Origin of the sequence: Rhizobium sp. SG741 (assembly GCF_012275435.1) — a bacterium.
Lineage (GTDB): Bacteria > Pseudomonadota > Alphaproteobacteria > Rhizobiales > Rhizobiaceae > Rhizobium > Rhizobium lusitanum.
The window spans coordinates 17,271-38,357 of the sequence record NZ_JAAZQP010000019.1; the positions used below are offsets into that span (position 1 = coordinate 17,271).

The following is a 21,087-nucleotide window of genomic DNA, read 5'->3' on the forward strand; positions in this document are numbered from 1 at the left end:
CCTTTCGTCAGAGCAGGGGCCGCTCGGCGGCGCGTGCCGGCCAGACGGCAATCGGTTTTGATTGTCCCTTCAATGAGATGGAGAGACGGGTGAAACTATTGATCGAGGTGTAAAGACCGAAAAACCGATCGAGAACGCTGCCAAAGAGATAGGCCGAAGGCCGGTCGATCGCCGCGGGATCGAATTCCAGCCGGATATCGGTGCCGGGAACCATGCCGCCACTGCCTAGACGGGTCATCGAGCTCTTCGCCTCGATCCGCACCAGGGCATCGGCAAGCTGTCTGGTCTCGCGGCTGTCGCGGAAAGCATAGAGCGAAAAGATGTCCTTCAGCGCGGCCCCGTCATTGTCGAAAATGGAGAGATGGTTGAGCTGCAGATGCGACATGAGCCGCCAGTTGCGGCCTTGCTGCTCGTTCATCCGCACGGAAGGGGTGGGGGCCATCAGGGCCTCGACGGCGCCCACCGCTTCGCTACCGGAGGCAAGCTGCAGATAGGGATGGCCGCCGCCGAACGGCAGTTGTTCCGGCAGTTCGCGATTGAGGCAGAGCGCGTCAATGCTGGCGATCTTGTCTACAGGCCCACTGGGGCGGTGTGCGCGATCCACGAAGGCAATTTCCATGTCCAAGGTGCCGTCATCGGCATCGAAACGGCGAGCGCATTGCCAGAACAGCGACGAGGCTCCACCCTTCAGGCTGCGGCCGAAGAAGGGCTGACAATGCTCCTCCTCGCCGGCGCGTCCGGACACGAGCACTCTGTCGATCGCATAGATCTCGCGCGTCTTCTGCCGTCTGGCGTCCGGCAGGACACGGTATTCGGTGCGCGTGCCGTCAAGCGCGATCGGCTCGCAGGTCTGGAGGAACAGATTGACCACCGGCGTCGCGTTGAGAACGAAATCGCGTGCCGAGATCGTCCGCTCCAGCTTTGCGCTGGTTTCGTCGAGATAAATGAAGATCTCCAGCGTTTCTCCTTGCCAGGCTTTCAGGCCGACAATGTCGATGAAGAGGAACTTCTGCGGCAGCGCGAAAAATTCGGTCAGCAACCGGTAGCCGGCAAAGCTTGAGGCGGGATAGGGCAGTATGGCTTCGTCCGGTTCGAATCCGACCGGCCGCAGCGCCCTGGCCGGCAGCATCACGGGGGCCCGATCATCCGCATGATGCGCAAGTGCGATGCCGAGGGTGTGGTTGACGAGAAGCTCTTGGATGGCGACCGCCTGCTGCCAGGACGAGCCGATGTGCAGCCGGAGCCGATCAAGGCCGATTTCGCTCAACGGCTTGTTGGTGTCGCGCGCGCGGATCGACAAACGCAGGCAACCGGCAGCACCGGCATGCGGCGAGGGCGGCGCGCTGATCGGATGGCCCGCCAGCGAAGCTGAGACGATCTCGATCGGCGCAACCTCGGTATCCTGGGTGGTGCGAAAGCGGCAGCTCTCGCCGCCGATCGGCTCGGCGAAGATTTCCGTGTGACGCGGAACAGTCTGAACCGAGGCAAGCGTGTTGCTCGGCGCAAAGCGCACGATGCTCATCGAGGGTAGTGGCGCCAGATAATGCGGGTAGAGCGTTTCGAGCAGGCCGTCGGTCAGTTCCGGAAACTCGTCGTCGAGTTTCTGACGCACGCGAGCGGCCGAATAGGCAAAACTCTGGATCAGCCGCTCGACATGGGGATCATCGGCGACTTCGCCCGTCAGGCGCAGACGGCCGGCGATTTTCGGAAAGGCGTCTGCGAAACGCGCAGCGCGGCGGCGGATGGCGGCGAGTTCGTCATTGTATCGCTGCAGGAAGCCGTCAGCCATTGCCGGCCTCCACAAGGAAACGCTGCGTCGACGGATCGATCGTCGATTCAAAGCTGATCGGCGGCATGCCCTCATGCACCCGGAATGTCGCCTGGATGCGCATGCGCAAGGCGCGTTCGCCGTTGCCGCGGCTCTTCAGGATGCTCACGCGCACGTCGGAAAGGCGCGTCTCGAAAAGGGCGATCCGCCGCTCGATCAGGCGGGCAAGACGGCTCTTGGCTTCATCCGTGACGAGGTTTGCCGACACCATGCCATCGACGCCGAAGGATACCAGCGCATCGCCGAGTTCCTCATAGATCGGAGGCGGTGCGGTCGGGCAGCGTCGGGTGTTGAGCAGCGCTTCCAGATCGCGGCGGATGCATTCGCGCAGCTCGCGCAATTGTTCGGCTGCCGTCAGCGGCGAGTCCTGCAATCGATCCGGGTCCTCGTCGATCAGCCGATCGATGATCGATCTGGCGACGATCCTCTCCCGGGGCCTGTAGCGTTCGAGGGGGTCAACCATGGGCGGCTCGCCTTGTCTCGTCGGCGTTGCGGGACACGGCTTCCAGCATCTCAAGGTCATGGAAGGAGACGAGGTCGTCGCCGGCCAGAAAGCACTTCTGGCCGCGGCCGGTGGTGATGCCCGTGGGCTCCTCGATCCATTCTGTTTCGCGGCCGAGCAGCAGCTTTGCCCCTGTCGTTCCGTGATAGATCGCGGGCAGGAGAACCGTCGCGATGGCGCCATCGGCAAGCTCCAGTTCGGCCACACGGAAGGCGAGATCGCGCGGGCGCGATATGGGCTCGAGGCGAACAGCGGCGATCCTGGAAAAATCGATCCAGAGATAGGCTCCCCCGGTCATGATCGCTTCGAGCGCATGCGGAATTCGGTCGTCGAGATCGCGGAAATCCGAAACCGGCTGGCCGTTCCAGCTCATCGGCCGTTCACCCCTGAGTTCCTCGAAGGATTGAAGTGCTGCTGCCGTTTCCGGAGAGCCGTCGCGATGTGCAACCGCCACCTTCAATGCCGCCTGGTCGAGCACGGTCGGGCCATTCGGGAAATCCGGAGCGGCCGCCTTATCGAACCAGGCAGACCGCGCTGCCATCGCCCGCAACTGATTGCGCAGCAAGGCAAAGCCCATCGTGTCTTCCGGAGCGAAGGTGGCAGCGAGATTGCACTGAGCATCCGCGCGCGCATAGTCGCCGGCAAGGATCAGCAGGTCGATGAAGAGATGTCTGGCGTCCTTATCGCCCGGCGCCACCTTCAAATGCGCCTTCGCCTGCTCGATCGCATTCTCGAGCGCATTTTCGCGGAGTGCTTCGGCGATCTTTGCGGAGAGAGTCATGCAGACATCCTTTGCGGCGCGTTTGCGGGACGGGAGAGCGCTTGCGTCGAGTTCGCTGCCTCCGCAATGAGATGGAAACTTGTCGACACGTCGTCGAGCTGGAAATGCGGCTGCAGCCGCACCGTGCAGGCAAACATGCCCGGCTTGCCGGGAATCTCGTCGACCGTGATGCCAGCCGAGCGCAATGGGAAGCGGATGCGCAACGGCACATCGGCATCGTCGTTGCCAAGGGTGTAGCTGGAGAGCCAGTCGTTGAGCTTGCGCTCGATCGAGACTGTGTCGGCAAGTCGGCCGATCTCGTCGCGCATGATGACCTTGAGGTAGTGCGAGAAGCGGGAGGCGCAGAGCACATATTGCAGCATGGCGGCGATGCGCGCGTTCTGCCGCGCCTGCTCGCTCGAATAATGCGGCGGCGCATGCAGCGACTGGTTGGAATTGAAGATCACCGAGGAGGAAAGATAGGTGGTTGCGACCGGCACGAGGCCGAGCTCGCAGAGTTGCTGCTCCTGAGTATTGGTCAGGCGTATTTCGACCGGCGCCTGTTGCGAAAGCCCATGACTTTCGGTCCCGAGATCATAGGGTGCCAGCTCCTGCGTGCTAAGCAAGCCGCCATCGACCGCATCCTGGGTCACACCGCGAATATCGGCGAACCATCCGGATTCGATGAAGTTGCGAATGACGATCATTGCAAAGGCAAAGGCGCCATTGCCCCACAGCAGGGTGCTGCCGTCGGCGGCAATGCTTTCGCGGAACGGAAATTGATCGTCGCGTTCACGTGCGAACGCTTCATAGGGCGAGCGCATCAGGATTCGCGGCGCGACAAGTCCCAGAAAACGCGAGTCTTCCCGCGCACGAAGCCCGTTCCAGCGAATGCGGGTGGGATCATAGGCGAGCCAGGAGAAATCCTGGACCCGGTTCAATTCGTTGAAGTGCTGCAGGCCGATCGCCTGCGGCGAAGCGGCCGCGACGAAGGGGCAAAAGGCGGAGGCGGCGGCCATGCCGATCTGGGTCAGAGCGCCGATCGTATCGCCGCCGCTTGGATCCTGGGGCGACAGTTCGTAGTCGCCGATCAACAGGCCGAAGGGCTCGCCGCCGGGCATGCCGAATTCGCGGCTGTAAACCAGCTCGAAAAGATGGCTCTGATCGAAATCGGTCGTGCGCTCAAGATGGCGCGACAGCTGTGCCCAGCTGACGCTCAGGAGCTTGATTTTCACGTCATCCGATTGCCCGGTGTGGTGCACCAGCATGGCAAGCCCGCGCCACCGCGCTTCCATCGCCTGGAACTCGGGATGGTGCAGGATAGCGTTGACCTGCCGGTTAAGGGCATCGTCGATCATGGCGATCACGCGATGCACCTGACGGGGCCAGGCGGCTCTCGATTCCATCGTCGTCGCGATCATCTTGGTTGACTGAAGGCGCGCGGCGGGATGACCGCCGCGCGGTCTCCCCCTAGTTCTTGCTCGGAATACGGGCGACCATTCGCAGCGAGGTGGTCAATTCCTCCATCTGAAGCCAGGGTCGCATCCAGGCAACGGCGTTGTAGGAGCCGGGCTTGCCCGGAACCTCCTGGACCGTCACCTTCGCATCGCGCAACGGATACTTGGCGCGCGATTCCTCGCCTGCGTCGTCGTTGGCGTTGACGTAGTTGGAGATCCAGCGATTGAGCCAGTTTTCGCAGTCCTCGGCTTCCATGAAGGAACCGATCTTGTCGCGGCCCATCACCTTGAGATAATGCGCGAAACGCGACGTCGCCATCATGTAGGGCAGGCGAGCGGAAACCGCCGCGTTGGCTGTCGCTTCCGGCTTGTCGTAGAGCTTCGGCTTATGCGTGGTCTGCGCACCGAAGAACACGGCATAGTCGGTGTTTTTGTAGTGGCAGAGCGGCAGGAAACCGAGCTTGCCGAGCTCCGCGTCACGGCGGTCGGTGATGCCGACTTCGGTCGGGCACTTGAGATCGAGGTCGCCGTCGTCGCTCGAGAAGATATGCATGGGCAGGTTCTCGACCTTGCCGCCGTTTTCGGCGCCGCGGATGGCCGTGCACCAGCCGCTCTGCGCGAAAGCGTCCGTCAGCCGCGTGCCCATCACGTAGGACGCGTTCATCCAGCAATAGGAATTGTGCTCGAGTTCGCCGGTCGTGGAATGCTCTGTCTCGTCGAAGCCGAATTCGTCGATCGGGTTGGTCTTCGGCCCGTAGGGCATGCGGGCAAGGACACGGGGAAGCGCGAGCGTGACGAAGCGCGAATCCTCGCTGTCGCGCAGGCTGCGCCACTTCGCATATTCCACCGTCTCGAAGATCTTTTCGAGATCGCGCGGACGGGCAAGCTCACGATAGTCGTCGAAGCCGAACATGCGGGGGCTTGCCGCTGAAATGAAAGGGGCAAAAGCGGCTGCGGCGATCGATGAGATGGCCTGCAGCGTCTGCACGTCGTCGAAGGAATTGTCGAATTCGTAGTCGCCGATGATCGCACCCATGGGCTCGCCGCCCGGTGTGCCGAATTCGTCTTCGTAGATCGACTTGAAGAGCCGCGACTGATCGAATTCCACGGCCTTTGCCAGATCCTTCGAGACGTCGCGTTTCGATGCGTTGAGCACGCGGATCTTCAGATTGACGCTGGTTTCGCTATTCTTGACCAGATAGTGCAGCCCGCGCCAGCTGCCCTCCAGCTTGGCGAACTCAGGCGATTGCATGATGGCCGCGAGCTGCCGGGAGATCTTGCGATCGAGTTCGGCAATGGCGTTGTTGAGGGTGACCGTCAGGTTGCGGTCGTAGGTGACAGTGCCCTTCAAGGCCTGGTCGGTCAGCGTCCTCAGGAGGTCCTGGGCGCGATCGGGTTCGGTTTGCCGGGTTGCTGAAACGATCTGCGTCAGCAGATCTTCCTCGGGCGCAAACTCGGCCTCTTTGGTCTTCAACTGGCTTTCAGCGCTCATTTTTCGATCCTTACGGAAAATGCTGCGATATCGGTGAAGCTTGTGCGCCCGCCGCTATCGGCTGCTTGAAACAGGATTGGCCGATCCGCTTCGCGGACCGCCGATTGCTATCAGCTTGCCGCCGGCTTTTCGTGGGCGCCGAGTTCGGACATCAGCTTCGAAAGATCTGCCTTGTTTTGCAGGACCTCTTCGAGCAGCCGCTCCAGCTCTTCCGAACGGTCCGCCTTGCTCATCAGGTCGCGAAGCTGGTTGCGGGCGTCGAGCAGGGCCTTCAGCGCGGGGACCTGATTGACGACGGAACCGGGTTCGAAATCCGTCATGCTCTCGAACTTCAGCGAGACGGCAATATCCGAGCCGTTGCCTTCGAGCGTGTTTTCGACCGTGATGTTCAGACCGGGGGTCATGCGGCGCATCACGTCGTCGAAATTGTCCCGGTCGATCTGAACGAACTTGCGCTCGCCGAACGGCTTCAGAGGCTGGGTCGGATTGCCTGAGAAATCGCCGAGCACGCCGACGACAAAGGGCAGTTCCTTCACGACCATGGCGCCTTCGGTCTCCACCTCGTACTTGATGTGGACCCTCGGCTTGCGCACTCGCTCTAGTTTTTCATGAACACTCGCCATAAGCTTCTCCTTCAATCCCAAGCGGCAAAATTCGCTTTTCACATGTGGCGCAACTCGATTTTGGAAAGGGCGGGTTGCAAAAAGTTGCGTGGCAGGTTGTACCGGTCACCCGCTCTTGTTGGATTTCGGCTGAATTCCGGCGGCCGTCAGCACGGCGTTTCGAGCCTGCTGCTCCGGCAGCAATTCGGCCAATAGTTCCGAGAAATCCATACGCCCACGCCGCACCATCGTCTCGATCGCCATCGAGATCGGCGAATGCGGCTCGGTGCGACGGAAGTAGCGCGCAACGGCGAACAACAGCTCGAAAGCCTCTTCGCGTGAGCCAATCGATTCGGCGCTCAAGGGCCGTGCACGCGGCTGAGCCGGTTCGTTCGTCCCTTCCGGCGGTCGCGGCACGACCTCGGCTTCGACTGGCTGTGCTTCGATGCCGGCAAGCGTGCGAAGCGCTGATGCGGCCTCAAGCAGGACATTGTGCGTGTTGGAGCTTGGTGGCGCCTTCGCTCCGCAGCGCTCGTTCAGGATGGAGACGAGCCGCTCGAAGGCGGCGATGCAGCCGTTGACATGTTCGAGATGGGCACTCATCGCCGAAGTGCCGGCTTCTATTACCGCCTGGTTCAGTTCCTCGCGTCGCCTGGTCTCGTTGGGTCGTTGCGAAAGCTGGAAATCCCAGAGCGAAAACTGGCCGAATTTCATGCCGGGCACGAGCGCTGTCAGCCTGATCGCCTGGATGATCGTGCCCTCGCCGCCGACCCCATTCAGCCCCGCCAAGGGCGCAAGACGCTCTTCTATGTCGTCCTCGCCGACCGAATGAAATTTCTCCCAATGCTTGTCTAAAAGCGACGCTATCGCCTGGTAGACATCCTTCAATCCCTCGAAACCGCGAAGACGTAGTTCTGCTTCCGCCAGCCACGCTAATACTTCGAGGTCCTTACTTTTTGAAGAAACAATCTGCAATCCAAGATTGCTGACGTCTGACCAAGCAGGTGAAAGGCTAATATTCTCACCAGGTGATATACCTCGTTCAGTAGCTCGAGCCTGGTTCCTTGCGTCTTTTATTCTATAGTATATTTCGCGTGTAGAAGTATTGATGCGTATGTTTTCTCCACATGGCGCATCTTTGTCAAATTGAGTCTCTATGTCACGAACATTGAGCAGGGGCTTAACTCCACATTTCCAACTACATCGCCTAAGCGCAAGATAGTTATGTCGATATATTTCGTTGTCAACTGTGTATATTCTGTAACGGATTTGTGACGATGCCAAATCGGAGGGCTTCGCAAAAATTAATGTTTGCGGGCTGGACACAATTGGATAACCGCCCTAGTTGTTCTCGCGGCATGGAGGATGCACTTAGTTTAGAAACCTAAGGAGGAAATTTCCACGTGTTCAACATCGATCTCAATCGTCTGATCAGAACGCTTGAGCCCGAATTGCGTGTGGGTCTTGAGGCTGCAGCGTCTCTCGCTGCGCGCGATCGGCACGCCAACGTGGATGTCGCACATTGGATACGTGCGTTGCTCGACGTATCTAAAGTTTGCTCGTTTTTTGAAGGGCTTAACGTATCTTCACACGCTCTGCGAGCCGAGCTTGATACCGCCATCGCGGAGCTGCCGCGGGACGGCGGGACAGCACTGGTGCTATCCCAACAGCTGCTTGCGCTGATGCGAGAAGCTTGGCTTGTTGCCTCGCTTCAATGTGGCCGGAACAGCATCGCCCTGGCCGACCTCCTCACCGCGCTGACCGACGATCAATCGCTGCGAATCATGGCCCGCGGCATGGCGCCTTCGCTGCGAAATCTCGACCGCAACGCGCTCGAAAAGCGGTTGAGTGCTGTATCGTCGACCGCTGGTGCAGCTTCATCGACGCAACATTCCGAGCCGGTTCCTAGTGCCGGCGAGAACGAATTTCTGCGCCTTTACACCCGTGACATGACGGCCGATGCCAAGCTTGGCCGCATAGATCCCGTCATCGGACGCGACCGCGAACTCCGTCAGGTCATCGACATCCTGATGCGACGCAGACAGAACAATCCGATCCTGGTCGGCGAGGCCGGCGTCGGCAAGACGGCGGTCGCCGAGGCGCTGGCACTTGAGATTGCCGCCGGAAGCGTGCCGGATATGCTGAAGCCGGTTCGAATTCTGCTGCTGGATCTTAGCCTGCTCCAGGCCGGCGCGGGCGTGAAGGGGGAGTTCGAACGTCGCCTGCACGGTGTCGTTGCCGCGGTGCGGGCTTCAGCGGAGCCGATCATTCTGTTCATCGACGAAGCCCATGGCCTGATCGGCGCCGGCGGTCAGGCCGGGCAGGGCGACGCCGCCAACATCCTGAAGCCGGCACTGGCGCGCGGGGAGCTGAGAACGATCGCGGCAACGACCTGGAGCGAATACAAGCGCCACATCGAGAAGGATGCGGCGCTGACTCGACGTTTCCAGGTTGTTCAGGTGCTCGAGCCCGATGAGGAGACGGCTATCCGCATGCTGCGAGGCGTCGTCGACAGCTTCAAGGCTCATCACAAGGTTCGCATTCGCGACGAGGCGCTGGCCGCCGCCGTTCGCCTTTCGGCGCGCTACATCCCTGCGCGACAATTGCCCGATAAGGCGATCAGCCTCATCGATACGGCTGCTGCTGCCGTATCCCTGGCTCGACAAACTGTCCCCGAGGCATTGAAAGGCCTGCGCTACGAGCAGGAGATGCTGGAAGCCGAGGTCGATGCGCTTTCTGCTGAGCCGCCCGCGCCCGAGCTCAACGCCCGCCTGGCCATCATCGAGAACGAGAAACGTGAAGTGATCGCCGAGATCGAGCGGCTGCAGACCAAGCTTGACGAGGAGATCCGGCTATCGAAGGAAGCCGACCGAATTGAAGCCTTGCTGAAAGATGCCGACGCGCAGCCGAGCGAAGACGGGACGCCCGTGCGTGGCGACAATGTCGCGCTTTTCCCGCCCCATGGCTCGTCCCCGGAAACCATTCGTGCGGCGCTGGCGCAGGCGGAACGCAATCTCGCCGACTTTGCCGGAGAGATGCCCCTGGTTCCCCGGATTGTCGACAAGGAAGTCATCGCCGGCATCGTCGCGCGCTGGACCGGTATTCCGGTCGGCAAGCTGCTGTCGGATCAGGTCGAGACGGTCAAGACGCTGGATGCCAGGCTCAAGGAGCGCGTCCTCGGCCAGGATGCCGCGATCGAGCGGATTTCGGCCGCCATGCGCTCCGCCCGCGCCGGACTTTCCGATCCGCGCCGCCCGCCCGCCGTCTTCCTGCTCGTCGGCATGTCGGGAACCGGAAAGACCGAAACGGCGCTTTCGCTGGCCGATCTTCTTTATGGCGGCAGCCAATATCTGACGACCATCAACATGTCGGAGTTCAAGGAAGAGCATAAGGTTTCGCTGCTGCTCGGATCGCCGCCCGGCTATGTCGGCTATGGCGAGGGCGGGGTGCTTACCGAAGCCGTGCGCCGCCGCCCCTATGGCGTCTTGCTTCTGGACGAGATCGACAAGGCCCATCCTGGCGTCCAGGAAGTGTTCTACCAGGTGTTCGACAAGGGAACGCTCCGCGACGGCGAAGGCCGCGATATCGATTTCAAGAATACCACCATCGTCATGACTGCCAATACCGGCTCGGAATTGCTGGCGGCGTTTGCCTCCGATCCGGAGACGATGCCCGAGGGCGAAGCGTTGGAAGCCCTGCTGCTTCCAGAACTGCAGAAACATTTCAAGCCCGCTTTCGTCGGCCGTACCACTGTTCTGCCCTTCCTGCCGCTGAATGGCGCGACGCTGAGCGGCATCGTCGACATCCAGATCGGTCGCATTCGCGATCGCGTCGCGGCATCGTACGGCACATCGGTTTCATTGTCGGCAGAGGCCCGAGAGGCGCTGGTCGCCCGCGCCAAGGCGAGCGAAATGGGCGCCCGCGCCATCGAGACCATGATCGGACGCGATCTTCTGCCCGAACTGTCGACCTTCTTTCTCGATGCCGTTGCGGTGGGACGCAAGGTCGCCGGCATCACCATCAGTTTTGGCGATCACCGGTTCCTCATCGAGGAAAACCCGGTGGACGACAATGAATTCGCTGGCCGCGAAACAAGCTGCACGGCGAATGAGGCAGCCCCGGACGAGAACCATGTCCGGATGCGGCATTAGACGGAAAGGTAACCCGCCTTGCAGCGACAAGGCGAATTCAATCCCAACAGGAGAGCTGAGAGCATGCCGATTTATCTGCAAATCGACGGAATTCAGGGCGATGCCACCCACGAACAGCACAAGAAGTGGATGGATATCGAAGTCATCCACTGGAACGTTTCACGCAACATGAAAACGTCGGCCGGTTCGGCAGCGAACCGCGAAGCTTCCGAGCCCACCGTTTCGGAAGTGATCCTGACCAAGGTCAGCGATTCCTCGTCGACCAAGCTGTTCCAGGAAGCATGCTCGGGCCGCACCGGCAAGCAGGCCGTGATCCATCTGGTAACGACCGGCAACCCGGGCGATACCTATATCGAATACACGCTCACCAATACGCTGATCGCCAGCTATTCGGTCGATTCCAATGGCGATCGCCCGGTCGAAACGATCAAGCTCAACTTCACCAAGATGGAAGTGAAGTACACGCCTTACGACGACTCGCAGTCGCCGCAGTCGCCGATGATCGCTTCCTACGACCTGGCAACGACCAAGGCTGCCTAACGATAGCACCGTTTTCCGGCGCGTTGCGATTAGACGCGCCGGAACCGTGTTCGATGCTAAATCGCCGCTGCGGCTGCGATTTGCACGTTTTTGACAACGTTTTTCATCGAGGTCGCCATGGTAGATTTTTCCGTTTCATCACCGGCGCTGCAAATGGAGCCGGTGAGGCAGACCGACCTTCCGCCAATGAGGCGTGCAGGCCGCGGTCCTTCCTATGATTACTTCTCCTATCCCAGTGGTACGCGCGAATTCGCCGCCCGGAACCAGGCCATGGGTGCCGCTGCATCTCTCTTTCGGATGTTTTCCGAAAAAGCCAATGAAATGTCGCTGACGCACTGGTTGCAGCGATGGCTGCGCAACAACGAAGCCAACATCATCCGGGAGATGGACACCAACCATCATTCCGTGTTCGTTGCCCAGTTCAACTATTCCGTCACCGACGGCGAGACCCGGGCCTATATGGCGCGAGGCGCCTATCTGCTCGGCACGGTCGCTTCACGCGCCGAGATCGGCAAGATCCTGACGCCGGAAGTGCTTTACGGCCCCGGCATGCACGAGACCTTGCCGAACGGCACGCTGTTTCAGATGGCCTATCTCGTCGGCGGCCGTAAGCAAGTGCTCGGTAGCGCCGGCAAGGCGGGTGCAGCGAGCTCACGGGTAGGATGACGCACAGATGAACGACCAGCCTTCGGCCAATGATTTCGTCCAGGCGACCCGAAATCTAAGGGTCGTCTCGCCGCTTGGTACGGACCAGCTCCTGCCGGAGCGGGTGACGATAACGGAAGGCGTATCCTCGCTTTTCGATATCCGGCTTTCCGTGCGCGCCAAGCGGGAAGTCATCCAGCCGGAGGATTTGATCGGCCGCCTGGTGGATATCTCCATCGAAGTCCAACAGTCCGAAGATGGCGGCGACGGCGTTCGCCGTCCCTTCAACGGTCTGGTTACCTCTCTTCAGGAGGGGCCCCCAATCACGCGCGGACTGCGCTCCTATTCAATGATCTTGAAGCCGCAAATGTGGCTGCTGTCGCAGCGCTCGGACTGCCGCATATGGATGGACAAGACCAGCATCGACATCGTCGAAACGCTGTTTTCCGAGCATGGCATTCCGGCACCAGACCTCTCCGGCGTGGTCACGACACCGCCGCCACAGCATTATTCGGTGCAATGGAGCGAGACCGATCTGGACTATCTGACCCGCCGTTTTGAAGAGGACGGCCTGTTCTACTGGTTTTCCCATGAGAATGGCAGCCACCGGCTGCATGTCGCGGATGGCGCGAACTCATGGGCCGGACCATCGCCATCAGCGCAGGGTGAGAGCAGGGTGCGTCTCGCTCAGGGGTCGACCGACCGCAACCATATCAATGAATGGATGAAGCATTACGCTTATATCCCCGGTCAACGGGCTGGCGCCGACTGGAACTTCGAAACCCCGCAGATCGTGCCGGGCACCACCACGCCTTCGCTGGTGCAGATGCCGGGGGCGATGAAGCGCGAGCTCTACGAATATCCCGCCCGCATCGCTTCTGTCTCGGAGGCCGAGCGGGCGCAGAAGCTTCGCATGCAGGCGAGCGAGGCCGACCACAATCGCGTCGTCGGGCGTTCGACATCGCGGATACTGGAGGCGGGCCGGCGGTTTACACCCTATGAGGTTGCCCATCCCGAACATGTCTACGAGGAGCACGTGATCATCCGCGCGACCCATGTCGCCGTCGATCCCTCCTACGAAACCAACATGGATCAGCCGGAATATACCAACGAGTTCGAGGCGGTGCCGTCACGCGTGCCGATGACGCCGCATCGCAAGACCGAGCGGCCGCGCATCCGAGGTACACAGGTGGCCATCGTCGCCGGTCCCGCCGGCGAAGAGATCCATCCGGACCAATATGGCCGCATCAAGCTCTGGTATCCTTGGGACAGAAAGGCAAAGAAGGATGGTTCGGACACCTGTTGGGTGCGTGTCGCCCAGACCTGGGCGGGCGGCACCTGGGGCGGCCAGGTTATTCCGCGCATCGGCATGGAAGTCATGGTCGCCTTCATCGACGGCGATCCGGACAGGCCGCTGGTGACGGGCGTGGTGCCGAACCCGAGCAATGGCGTGCCCTACGACCTGCCGGGCAACAAGACCCGCATGGTCATGCGCTCCAACACGCACAAGGGCACAGGCTTCAACGAAATGACCTTCGAGGATGATGCCGGCCGCGAGAACATGTTCTTCCATGCGCAGAAAGACCAGACGACACGCATCCGCAACGACCGCACCAAACGCGTCGACCGCCACGAAGTCGCCTCCATCGGCGGCAACCGCGCCGTCGAGGTCAGCGGCAACCAGAAGCATGAGATCGGCGGATCGGTTAATACGGTGGTCGGTGGTACAGGCCCGATGGCGGTGGCCTTGATGGGAGCGGTGCAAGGGCTTTCGGGACAGACGGCCGGGCTACTTTCCCAGGCAGGTCAGATCGCCGGCGGAGGCGGAGCCGGCCTTGCCGCATTTGCCGGTACGCTGGCATCCTCTGCCCTTGGCTTCTTAAGTGCCGGCGGCCTTGGCAGCCGTGAAGGTGTCGTCTCTGGCCCCAGTCCGCGTGCCGATGCAGGTACGGCGCTGGCGGGATCGGGAAGTGGTGTTGGAAGCGCCGCGTCGGATCTTTTCCCGTTACCGGGGATCATGAATACCATTGTCGGCTCTTTCAAGTCGGATACTGTCGGTGTCGCCCGGGTTGAACAGATCGGTGTGAGCAAGGTCACGAATGTCGGTCAGACATCGCTCGAAAAGGTCGGTAAATTCAAGAAGGTGATCGTCGGCGAAGAGTTCGTCATCGAATGCGGTGCTTCGAAGTTCATCATGCGTCAGGACGGCACGGTCATCATCCTGGGGACGCATTTCAACTTCACGGCGTCCGGACCGACACAGATCAACGGCAAGGTCGTTGATCTCAATAAGCCAGGTGGCGGCTTCACCGAAGCATCGCCGACCTCGTCGGATACGACGGCGCAGGGCTGAGGCGCTGATGTCGGTCGATAATAGTACGCCTTTTCCGGCACTCGCTTTTCGCCAGTACAACCTGGCGGGCGATCTGCTTGGCGTCGTTGTCGCCAGAGGCACGTTCAAGCTGGCGACTGGCGGTCCGCTGGTCATGGATAATGTCCAACGGCCATTGGTCATGTCGGATGCCTATGACGGCGATCCGCACCAGACGCCGCAAATGGCCTGCACGGATCTGGCACCGTTCAAGCCGGGCACGGACGTAACCTTCATCGGTTCCGCCTTTGCTCCGGACGGTGTGGCAGCTTCTTCGTGGATATGCGGCCTCAAAGTCGGTCCCGTTCAGAAACGACTGCGCGTCCACGGACCACGTTTCTGGCGTGCGAAGACCCGCAAGACCTGGCGCGGGCTGGTCGACAAGAAGAAAGAGGATGCCCTTGACGGCTGGGAGTTGACCGCGGGCGACGCCGTGACCCATGTCCCAATCGATTGGCGGTTTGCATTCGGTGGGCGGCTCGAGGACGGCGAGGCATTCGAACGGAATCCGGTGGGGGTTGGGCTTGTCAACGAGGATCAATTCCTCGAAAGACCAGAATGGCCGGCGCCGCAGATCGAGGACGCGGATGCGCCCATTCGCTCTGTGAGTGATAGGCCAGCGCCGGCGGGCCTTGGTCCGCTTTCGCCATTCTGGGAGGATCGGATCCAGAAAGCCGGTACCTATGACGACGCCTGGCTGAACGATCGGCATCCGCTGCTTCCGCGCGACTTCGATTTTTCCTTCTGGCAGGCGGCGCATCCCGACCTAGTGGCGGATCCCTGGCTACGGGGTGACGAGCCTTTCGAACTAGATCACCTTTTGCCGGGACTGGGGATGTTTCGCGGTCGTCTCCCCAACATCCGGCTTGAGGCTACGATCGATCGAGGCATGGGGCCGGCGCGGGGTCCCATGGTGCTCGACGGTGTCCACTTCGACATGCGGCCCGGTGTCGGGCGTGTTTTCCTGACGTGGCGAATTGGTTTCCCCTGGCCGGAGCGCCGCGGCCTGCCGCGTCTTGCCTTCGCAAGTTCCGTCCAAGGAGTGGCGTGATGGGCGAGAGGCAATTTCCAGACTCAATTTATGATGGGGACTTTGCCGCTCTTTATGGCCTCCCTCCCGATACCAAAATCATCGGCCCCCCGATGTCTGGCACGTTGCTTACAAAGACGCCGGACGGCAGCAGCCCCATGCTCAAATATGACGGGCCTTGGCCACCTCCCAAGAAGGAGGCGGCCAAGCCTGTGGAGCAGACACGCCCCACCGCCGCTGTTCCGCCGCCACCGGAGCTTATTCCAGATGACAGCAGTGCAATTGCGGTTTGCTTGTCGCCGGATGTCTGCAAATCGCCAACTGCACCCGTGCCATACATGGTATGGGGCAAGGCTGATGATAAACAGAACTATTCTCCGGACGTGAGATCCAATGGCGATGTCATCAAGCGTTCCGATTCACGTTTCACGGCTACATACGGGGACCAACCTGGTACGGGCCTAGGCGTGAAATCAGGCACGGTGGGAAATGTCGTAACGCCAGTCACATCGTCCAACATCGTTCGAGCAAATGGCGTTCCGGTGCAACGTCACACCGATCGTTGCACATTGAATAACGGCAACTGCCCTGGGGAGTATGTCAATGTGAAATCCACGGCGATGGATATGCCACCCGACGGTAACGATGCCCAGGACAGGAGTTGGTGGGATGCCGCGAAAGACACGGGTGGCGATTTCTGGAAGGGGATGACGGCAACATCGGGCACGGCGTCCACCGGCGAGGGAATATTCAACAAGGTTGGCGAATGGTGGAACGACCCATCTCAGATCGGCCGGGACGCTCAATCCGCCTATGATAGCATTCCGACCGGCTCGGAGATCTGGCAGGGCACGAAGAATATTGCCGGCGGCGCAGCGCATGTGGCTGGTGAGGTGTGGAACGATCCGGTTGGCAGCGCAAAGGCGACGGGCGGCTGGGCGAAGGATCAAGCCGTCGGGGCTTGGCATGGCGTTGAGGCGGGCTACGAGAAGCACGGCGTTGCCGGTGCGGTCGGTGCGGTCGCCGGCATCGCGGTTGAGATCGTCAACCCATTGAAAAAGCTGAAGATGCTCGAGAGAGCCGCCGAGGTTGCGGAAGAACTTGGCGATCTGAAAAAGGCCGAGAAACTTAGGAAAGAAGCAGGGGAAATCAGGGAAAAGGAAAAGCAGGCGGAGCGCGCGCTCGAGGCGAGGGAAGAGGGGAAGGACGGCGCGCGGAGTACGCGCGCAATTCCGGAAAAAAATGTCGAATGCTTCAAGAAGCCGGCGCATCTATCGGACGAAGAATTTGACAAGCAGCTTCAAGAACAAATGGATGCCCTCAGAAATATTGACGCTGATACGTTGCTCCAACGGCGGAAAGCTATTCGCGACGCCGGAGGGACATCACCCCTCAGAGATCTCAACGCGCAAACACAAGCGCGACGCGACTACGAAAGCGGCCGGTTGGAAGAACTGGCCCAAGACGGAATTGTCGGTCAGAAGGCAGCTGATAAGGTTGCGGAGGAGATGTCGGACCTTGCCGCAACACACCGACTCGATATTATCGCTGGGGGTGATCCGAGCGACATTTCTGGATTGGGAGATAAGGGCGTCAATTCTTCCCTCGGCTCGCAATGGAAAGGACGTCGATCACAATCTCTTGAGGATTATGCTAGTGAGATGAAAAAAAATGGCCTTGGAAAAGAGAAATTAAAGGTAAACTTGAAAAAATGCTAGGGTGACTTTGGTATGAATAAGATTCATGAAGAGATAATAGACAAATACGGTCAGGCAACTTCAAAAGTCTCGTTTACAAGTCAAGAGCATTCAGCGCTTCAGAAATTTCTCCCGGACCAAGTCGCCGATTTTTGCTTCGACATTGGCCGATCGATCTTGCGTAACGGCCTGATACAATCATGCCATCCCGACGACATGAGGGGAGTTCTTGCACTTATCTTCGGCGCTGACAAAGATTTTTCGCACAAGAATTGCCATGCTTTCGCGTACTCCGCTTTTGGCGTTATTTTCTTTTGGATGAAAGACTATGGGTACGGCAATATCAGTATTTATGAAGGGCGTTTGACACACAAGAACTTTGTCAAGGGTCAGCATGCAGGACCGATGGCAGTCAATGCGGTCTCGGTACCATTTTGGCTATCGGATCAGGCGCTGGATTTTGAAGACGACGCCGGTAAGCCCCTATTCAAGCGGGCAGCCAAGAAGCTAGGGTCTCTCGAAATTGGCGAATGTTATGGTTTCGTGCCCGCTTTAGCCCTTGGAGGAATTGCGGATATTGCTCACCTCAAGCGCCTGAAGGCGCCTGAGCATTTTGCTATCGTCGCGCAGGCCATGGAATATAATCTGATCGACGTGCAAGGATATGGACAGTCGGTCGTGGTGCGCCCGATAGGCCCGCGGTAGCCTTTTGCAGTCCTTCGGCGAAGCTAAGCAGCGACTTCGCAAGTTCTTGCGAAACGGTGTGGTGAGTAACTCGTTCTGAGTCGCGGTCGCCGGTTCGAAAGGAAATAATCCACTGCCGTACTGATTGGGGTGATAGCAAGCGATTGTCGTTTGGTTGTCGCGGGACGTCTGCAGGGCGAAAAGCTGGAAGCCTTACGAAGGTCGAACTAAAGATACGCGGCGAAAAATAACGATGGCATGGGTGTTAAATGCTTGATTCTTTTTTTGCGGACACGATTGACGAAATAGGGTCGCCACAGAGATGTATTCCACTGACGGTGGAGCAGGATGCGCGCCTTTCTAAATGCCTGCCGAGCAGCTTTATGGATTTTTTGCGCGCATATGGGCTGGGAGACTATTTCGATCGAAAGGTACAATATTGTGATCCGGCGGAATTTTCGTCCGTCCTCGCTTTGGTTTTCGGCGCGGATTCTGATTTTAGCCACAAAGATTGCTTCGTGATCGCACAGTCCGCGTTTGGTCGGCTCGTTTGCTGGTCTGAGCGACATGATCACTTCGAGATCGATCTTGTTGATCTGCGATTGACATCCAGCACGCTCGCACCAACGGAATTCATCCTGCCCCCCGGCTTTGAAAAGCGGGAACGCAGTTCGGATCCAAACATTCTCGCTCGCTCGCTACTCGTCTCAGACCGTAGAGATTACGAAGAATTCGACGCTCAAGGCGAGCCTATGTTCGATCGCTGTGTATCGTCTTACGGCTTATTGGAACGAGACGAATGCTACGGCTACTTTCCAGCGGTTGCGATAGTCGGTCTGGATAGTCCCATGCGGCGGATCGAGAACATCCGGCGTGTAAAGGCGCTTGAGCATTTCACAATCCTGGCCCAGTTGGGCACCTTCCATCTGATGAAATTAGAAAGGGGGCAATATACGGCAATACGTCCGATTGGATGATTGACGTTTGGCGCCTCGTGCCTTCCAGAAAATTCGTCATAGATGCGAGCCAATGCCTTGATATGGCGCGTTTATCTCTGGCATTTGTCGAGACGGATGAAATGGCGCTGAAGCTTCTCGGCGCCATCGGTTGGAATTGCCGAACGGCAAGAGGTCGCATAGATGTCAAACTGCTCTTGGAGACCAAGTCTTGAGCTTTTGCTCACCTCAAGCGACTGAAGGCGCCTGAGCATTTTGCTATCGTCGCGCAGATCATGGAATACAATCTGATCGACGTGCAAGGATACGGACAGTCGGTCTTCGTGCGCCCGATAGGGCCGCGGTAGCTTTCTGCAGCACCTCCATTGACGTCGAGCGAGTTCGGAAGCTCTTCCGAAGCGACGTGGCGAGCCGGTCATTCTGAGTTATGGATCAAGGACCCGAGAGGAACGGACACACCCTGGGGCTGGAGTGATTGGCAATAGGGATTTACCGGCACTGTCGAGTTTAACGGTTTTTTGGCAGCCTCAACTACCACTCGGTCACCAGCTTAGCCTTCCGTAAACGTATCCCGTTATCACGCAATATGATCACGGTCGACGTCGGCCTCCAGGGCGCTATGTCCAAGAGACACCAAACGATCTGGTGCGCGAAGTGGTGACTTAAATTTTCACGTGGGCAGTAGGTAGCTCAGAAAGGACACCCTGAACCATTCGGAGAGGCGGCGGAACGTACGCGTCGCAGCGTCAAACTGCCGAAAGATGCATGTAGAGTTGAAGAGGTGTAAATAGATCATGCCGGCAATTCATGAAAATTTTCAATATGCCTTGGATGAGTATGGTCCAGTCAGACAAATCCGGCGCGCATCGAACGCGGAATTTTCGGAGTTGCATCGAATGCTGCCGCAGGTAGTGGTCGATTTTATCAAGGAAAAGGGCTTCTGCTCTTTTCACAATGGTCTATTTACCATGTGCAATCCGGAGGAGATGCGGGCGGTCACTGCGCTGGTATTCGGTGCTGACGACGATTTTCACCATCGGGATTGCCACGTCTTCGGCTACACTGCTTTCGGTGTTCTTTATTGTTGGTCAGACAAGCTCTACAATTTTCGGATAGAGTTGCCCCTGAATGTCATTTATTGCAGAGCTCTTACAACATCGGAAAACTGGCCGCCCCAAGCGAGTGCGGAGCATATTGCGTCGGGCATGATTCCGGATGAAGAAGAGGCAGATTTCCTGGATGTTGCCGGTACTCCGATGTTTGCAGCATGCCAACACGCCTACGGCGCAAACGAGACAAGCGAATACTATGTTTCTTCCCTGCTTTAGCGATTGCTGGCGCTTTCGGCCCAGCGCAAAGCGTAGAGCACATTAGGCGAGTGAAGGCACTTGAGCATTTCACCTTCCTTGCCCAGTTACAGCGCTTCTATCTTACCAAACCTGTTTCAGGCGGGCTGCAGGCGGTGCGGCCGATTGGCTAGTTGAGCGTCGGCAGCTTACCTTTCGCCAGTGCTGCTTGATAGGTATCAGAGCTCAATATGAGATTGCTAAATCTGGTCATCCGTTGTGATTCTTCTGAAGTTTCCTTGGACCCCTCGATTCGCAGCGGAGAGATCGCGGATCACAATCGCTGGAAGACTACTTGAAATGACGCCAAGAATTTAGGCAAAAAAGAATTTCGAACTGAGGAAGTGTTGAGATGAAGCTATCGAGGGAGGCTGCAGAGTATATAGAGGATTTCGGTGCCCCCCAATTACATGTAGCTTTCTCTAAAGAGGAAATGCACCAATTAGCTGGGAAATTTCCGGAGGAGCTAATCGCATTTATGAGCGCCTTTGGTCGCGCAGTTTTTCAAGATGGACAAATCCAGATCTGCCACCCTGATGATCAGAAGTCAGTATTGACTTTGATTTTTGGTGGCGATGAGACTTTCTCCCATCAAAATTGCCATGCATACGCCTACAGCGCTTTTGGCGAGATTTTTTGTTGGCACGAGGATTACGGGCTGACGATAGTTGACATCATCGCGGGGAGCGTGACGTGTCGCTTGCTTACGAAAAACCTGTCGAGAGATGCCAATACCGATCGTACCTTCATAACGCCATTCGGTGCGGATGCAGACTTTTACGATGTGAACGATAAACCGCTTTTCAAGCGCGCCGTTAAGAAACTAGGGTCGCTCCAGATAGGGGAGTGCTATGGCTTCGTGCCCGCCTTGGCACTTGGCGGGTCTCCAGAGCTTCAATATCTGAAGCGTCTTAGGTCACCCGAGCACTTTGCCATCGTAGCGCAGACAAATGATTTTAATCTTGTCGATGTTGAGGGCTACGGTGTATCGAAAGTTGTGAGGAAAATCGGCTGAAGCAGCGTTTG

The 21,087-nt window shown here is 58.7% G+C and carries 17 protein-coding genes; 10 read left to right on the forward strand and 7 right to left on the reverse strand.

Annotated elements, in window-relative coordinates:
• Positions 1-7 precede the first annotated feature (7 nt).
• The 7 genes from tssF to tssA all read right to left on the reverse strand — a co-directional run bounded on the left by tssF (position 8) and on the right by tssA (position 7,799).
• Positions 8-1,789 carry a type VI secretion system baseplate subunit TssF gene (gene tssF, locus FHT29_RS31490; RefSeq protein ID WP_168600926.1) on the reverse strand — a complete coding sequence of 594 codons (1,782 nt, stop codon included), beginning with the start codon at positions 1,787-1,789 and terminating at the stop codon, positions 8-10.
• Positions 1,782-2,291, reverse strand: coding sequence for a type VI secretion system baseplate subunit TssE (gene tssE / locus FHT29_RS31495; protein ID WP_168600927.1), 510 nt, complete (start codon positions 2,289-2,291; stop codon positions 1,782-1,784). Before tssE ends, tssF begins: the two co-directional genes overlap by 8 nt.
• A complete protein-coding gene (locus FHT29_RS31500; RefSeq protein WP_168597812.1) occupies positions 2,284-3,111 on the reverse strand; it encodes a type VI secretion system accessory protein TagJ in 828 nt (275 codons plus the stop codon). The genes tssE and FHT29_RS31500 overlap by 8 nt, the downstream gene beginning before the upstream one ends.
• The gene (gene tssC / locus FHT29_RS31505) at positions 3,108-4,496 is read right to left on the reverse strand and encodes a type VI secretion system contractile sheath large subunit (protein ID WP_168597813.1); all 1,389 of its coding nucleotides are present in this window, start codon (positions 4,494-4,496) and stop codon (positions 3,108-3,110) included. Before tssC (FHT29_RS31505) ends, FHT29_RS31500 begins: the two co-directional genes overlap by 4 nt.
• Before the next feature lie 64 nt (positions 4,497-4,560).
• A complete protein-coding gene (tssC, locus tag FHT29_RS31510; RefSeq protein WP_037199572.1) occupies positions 4,561-6,039 on the reverse strand; it encodes a type VI secretion system contractile sheath large subunit in 1,479 nt (492 codons plus the stop codon).
• Positions 6,040-6,149: 110 nt separating this feature from the next.
• On the reverse strand, positions 6,150-6,662 hold the full coding sequence (tssB, locus tag FHT29_RS31515; protein WP_034511320.1) for a type VI secretion system contractile sheath small subunit: 513 nt from the start codon (positions 6,660-6,662) through the stop codon (positions 6,150-6,152).
• Between the two features lie 105 nt (positions 6,663-6,767).
• Positions 6,768-7,799 (reverse strand): type VI secretion system protein TssA, encoded by a 1,032-nt coding sequence (gene tssA / locus FHT29_RS31520; protein ID WP_168600964.1) that lies wholly within the window; start codon positions 7,797-7,799, stop codon positions 6,768-6,770.
• Positions 7,800-8,044: 245 nt separating this feature from the next.
• On the opposite strand from tssA, the gene tssH reads away from it, so the two are divergent.
• From tssH to FHT29_RS31570, 10 genes are all read left to right on the forward strand, one after another.
• On the forward strand, positions 8,045-10,792 hold the full coding sequence (gene tssH, locus FHT29_RS31525; protein ID WP_168600928.1) for a type VI secretion system ATPase TssH: 2,748 nt from the start codon (positions 8,045-8,047) through the stop codon (positions 10,790-10,792).
• A 63-nt stretch (positions 10,793-10,855) separates the two neighbouring features.
• Positions 10,856-11,332: a type VI secretion system tube protein Hcp gene (locus FHT29_RS31530; RefSeq protein ID WP_034511314.1), complete on the forward strand. Its 477-nt coding sequence runs from the start codon at positions 10,856-10,858 to the stop codon at positions 11,330-11,332.
• Between the two features lie 117 nt (positions 11,333-11,449).
• Positions 11,450-11,998, forward strand: a complete 549-nt coding sequence (locus FHT29_RS31535) for a hypothetical protein (RefSeq protein WP_168600929.1) — start codon at positions 11,450-11,452, stop codon at positions 11,996-11,998.
• 7 nt (positions 11,999-12,005) lie between these two features.
• Positions 12,006-14,330 carry a type VI secretion system tip protein TssI/VgrG gene (tssI, locus tag FHT29_RS31540; protein WP_168600930.1) on the forward strand — a complete coding sequence of 775 codons (2,325 nt, stop codon included), beginning with the start codon at positions 12,006-12,008 and terminating at the stop codon, positions 14,328-14,330.
• 7 nt (positions 14,331-14,337) lie between these two features.
• Entirely contained in the window at positions 14,338-15,399 is a 1,062-nt protein-coding gene (locus FHT29_RS31545; protein ID WP_168600931.1) for a DUF2169 domain-containing protein, read from the forward strand.
• Positions 15,399-17,096: a PAAR-like domain-containing protein gene (locus FHT29_RS31550; RefSeq protein WP_168600932.1), complete on the forward strand. Its 1,698-nt coding sequence runs from the start codon at positions 15,399-15,401 to the stop codon at positions 17,094-17,096. The genes FHT29_RS31545 and FHT29_RS31550 overlap by 1 nt, the downstream gene beginning before the upstream one ends.
• Positions 17,097-17,108: 12 nt before the next feature.
• Positions 17,109-17,780 (forward strand): T6SS immunity protein Tdi1 domain-containing protein, encoded by a 672-nt coding sequence (locus FHT29_RS31555; protein WP_168600933.1) that lies wholly within the window; start codon positions 17,109-17,111, stop codon positions 17,778-17,780.
• Positions 17,781-18,028: 248 nt separating this feature from the next.
• Positions 18,029-18,736, forward strand: coding sequence for a GAD-like domain-containing protein (locus FHT29_RS31560; protein WP_168600934.1), 708 nt, complete (start codon positions 18,029-18,031; stop codon positions 18,734-18,736).
• 773 nt (positions 18,737-19,509) lie between these two features.
• A complete protein-coding gene (locus FHT29_RS31565; protein ID WP_168600935.1) occupies positions 19,510-20,043 on the forward strand; it encodes a GAD-like domain-containing protein in 534 nt (177 codons plus the stop codon).
• A gap of 370 nt (positions 20,044-20,413) precedes the next feature.
• Positions 20,414-21,076 carry a GAD-like domain-containing protein gene (locus FHT29_RS31570; RefSeq protein WP_168600936.1) on the forward strand — a complete coding sequence of 221 codons (663 nt, stop codon included), beginning with the start codon at positions 20,414-20,416 and terminating at the stop codon, positions 21,074-21,076.
• Positions 21,077-21,087: the final 11 nt, after the last annotated feature.

What these genes read in the sequence shown, in the direction of transcription:
- tssF (WP_168600926.1), bottom strand. Translation starts at nt 1,789, where the DNA reads ATGGCTGACGGCTTCCTGCAGCGATACAATGACGAACTCGCCGCCATC.
- tssE (WP_168600927.1), bottom strand. Translation starts at nt 2,291, where the DNA reads ATGGTTGACCCCCTCGAACGCTACAGGCCCCGGGAGAGGATCGTCGCC.
- FHT29_RS31500 (WP_168597812.1), bottom strand. Translation starts at nt 3,111, where the DNA reads ATGACTCTCTCCGCAAAGATCGCCGAAGCACTCCGCGAAAATGCGCTC.
- tssC (WP_168597813.1), bottom strand. Translation starts at nt 4,496, where the DNA reads ATGGAATCGAGAGCCGCCTGGCCCCGTCAGGTGCATCGCGTGATCGCC.
- tssC (WP_037199572.1), bottom strand. Translation starts at nt 6,039, where the DNA reads ATGAGCGCTGAAAGCCAGTTGAAGACCAAAGAGGCCGAGTTTGCGCCC.
- tssB (WP_034511320.1), bottom strand. Translation starts at nt 6,662, where the DNA reads ATGGCGAGTGTTCATGAAAAACTAGAGCGAGTGCGCAAGCCGAGGGTC.
- FHT29_RS31530 (WP_034511314.1), top strand. Translation starts at nt 10,856, where the DNA reads ATGCCGATTTATCTGCAAATCGACGGAATTCAGGGCGATGCCACCCAC.
- FHT29_RS31535 (WP_168600929.1), top strand. Translation starts at nt 11,450, where the DNA reads ATGGTAGATTTTTCCGTTTCATCACCGGCGCTGCAAATGGAGCCGGTG.
- tssI (WP_168600930.1), top strand. Translation starts at nt 12,006, where the DNA reads ATGAACGACCAGCCTTCGGCCAATGATTTCGTCCAGGCGACCCGAAAT.
- FHT29_RS31545 (WP_168600931.1), top strand. Translation starts at nt 14,338, where the DNA reads ATGTCGGTCGATAATAGTACGCCTTTTCCGGCACTCGCTTTTCGCCAG.
- FHT29_RS31550 (WP_168600932.1), top strand. Translation starts at nt 15,399, where the DNA reads ATGGGCGAGAGGCAATTTCCAGACTCAATTTATGATGGGGACTTTGCC.
- FHT29_RS31555 (WP_168600933.1), top strand. Translation starts at nt 17,109, where the DNA reads ATGAATAAGATTCATGAAGAGATAATAGACAAATACGGTCAGGCAACT.
- FHT29_RS31560 (WP_168600934.1), top strand. Translation starts at nt 18,029, where the DNA reads ATGCTTGATTCTTTTTTTGCGGACACGATTGACGAAATAGGGTCGCCA.
- FHT29_RS31565 (WP_168600935.1), top strand. Translation starts at nt 19,510, where the DNA reads ATGCCGGCAATTCATGAAAATTTTCAATATGCCTTGGATGAGTATGGT.
- FHT29_RS31570 (WP_168600936.1), top strand. Translation starts at nt 20,414, where the DNA reads ATGAAGCTATCGAGGGAGGCTGCAGAGTATATAGAGGATTTCGGTGCC.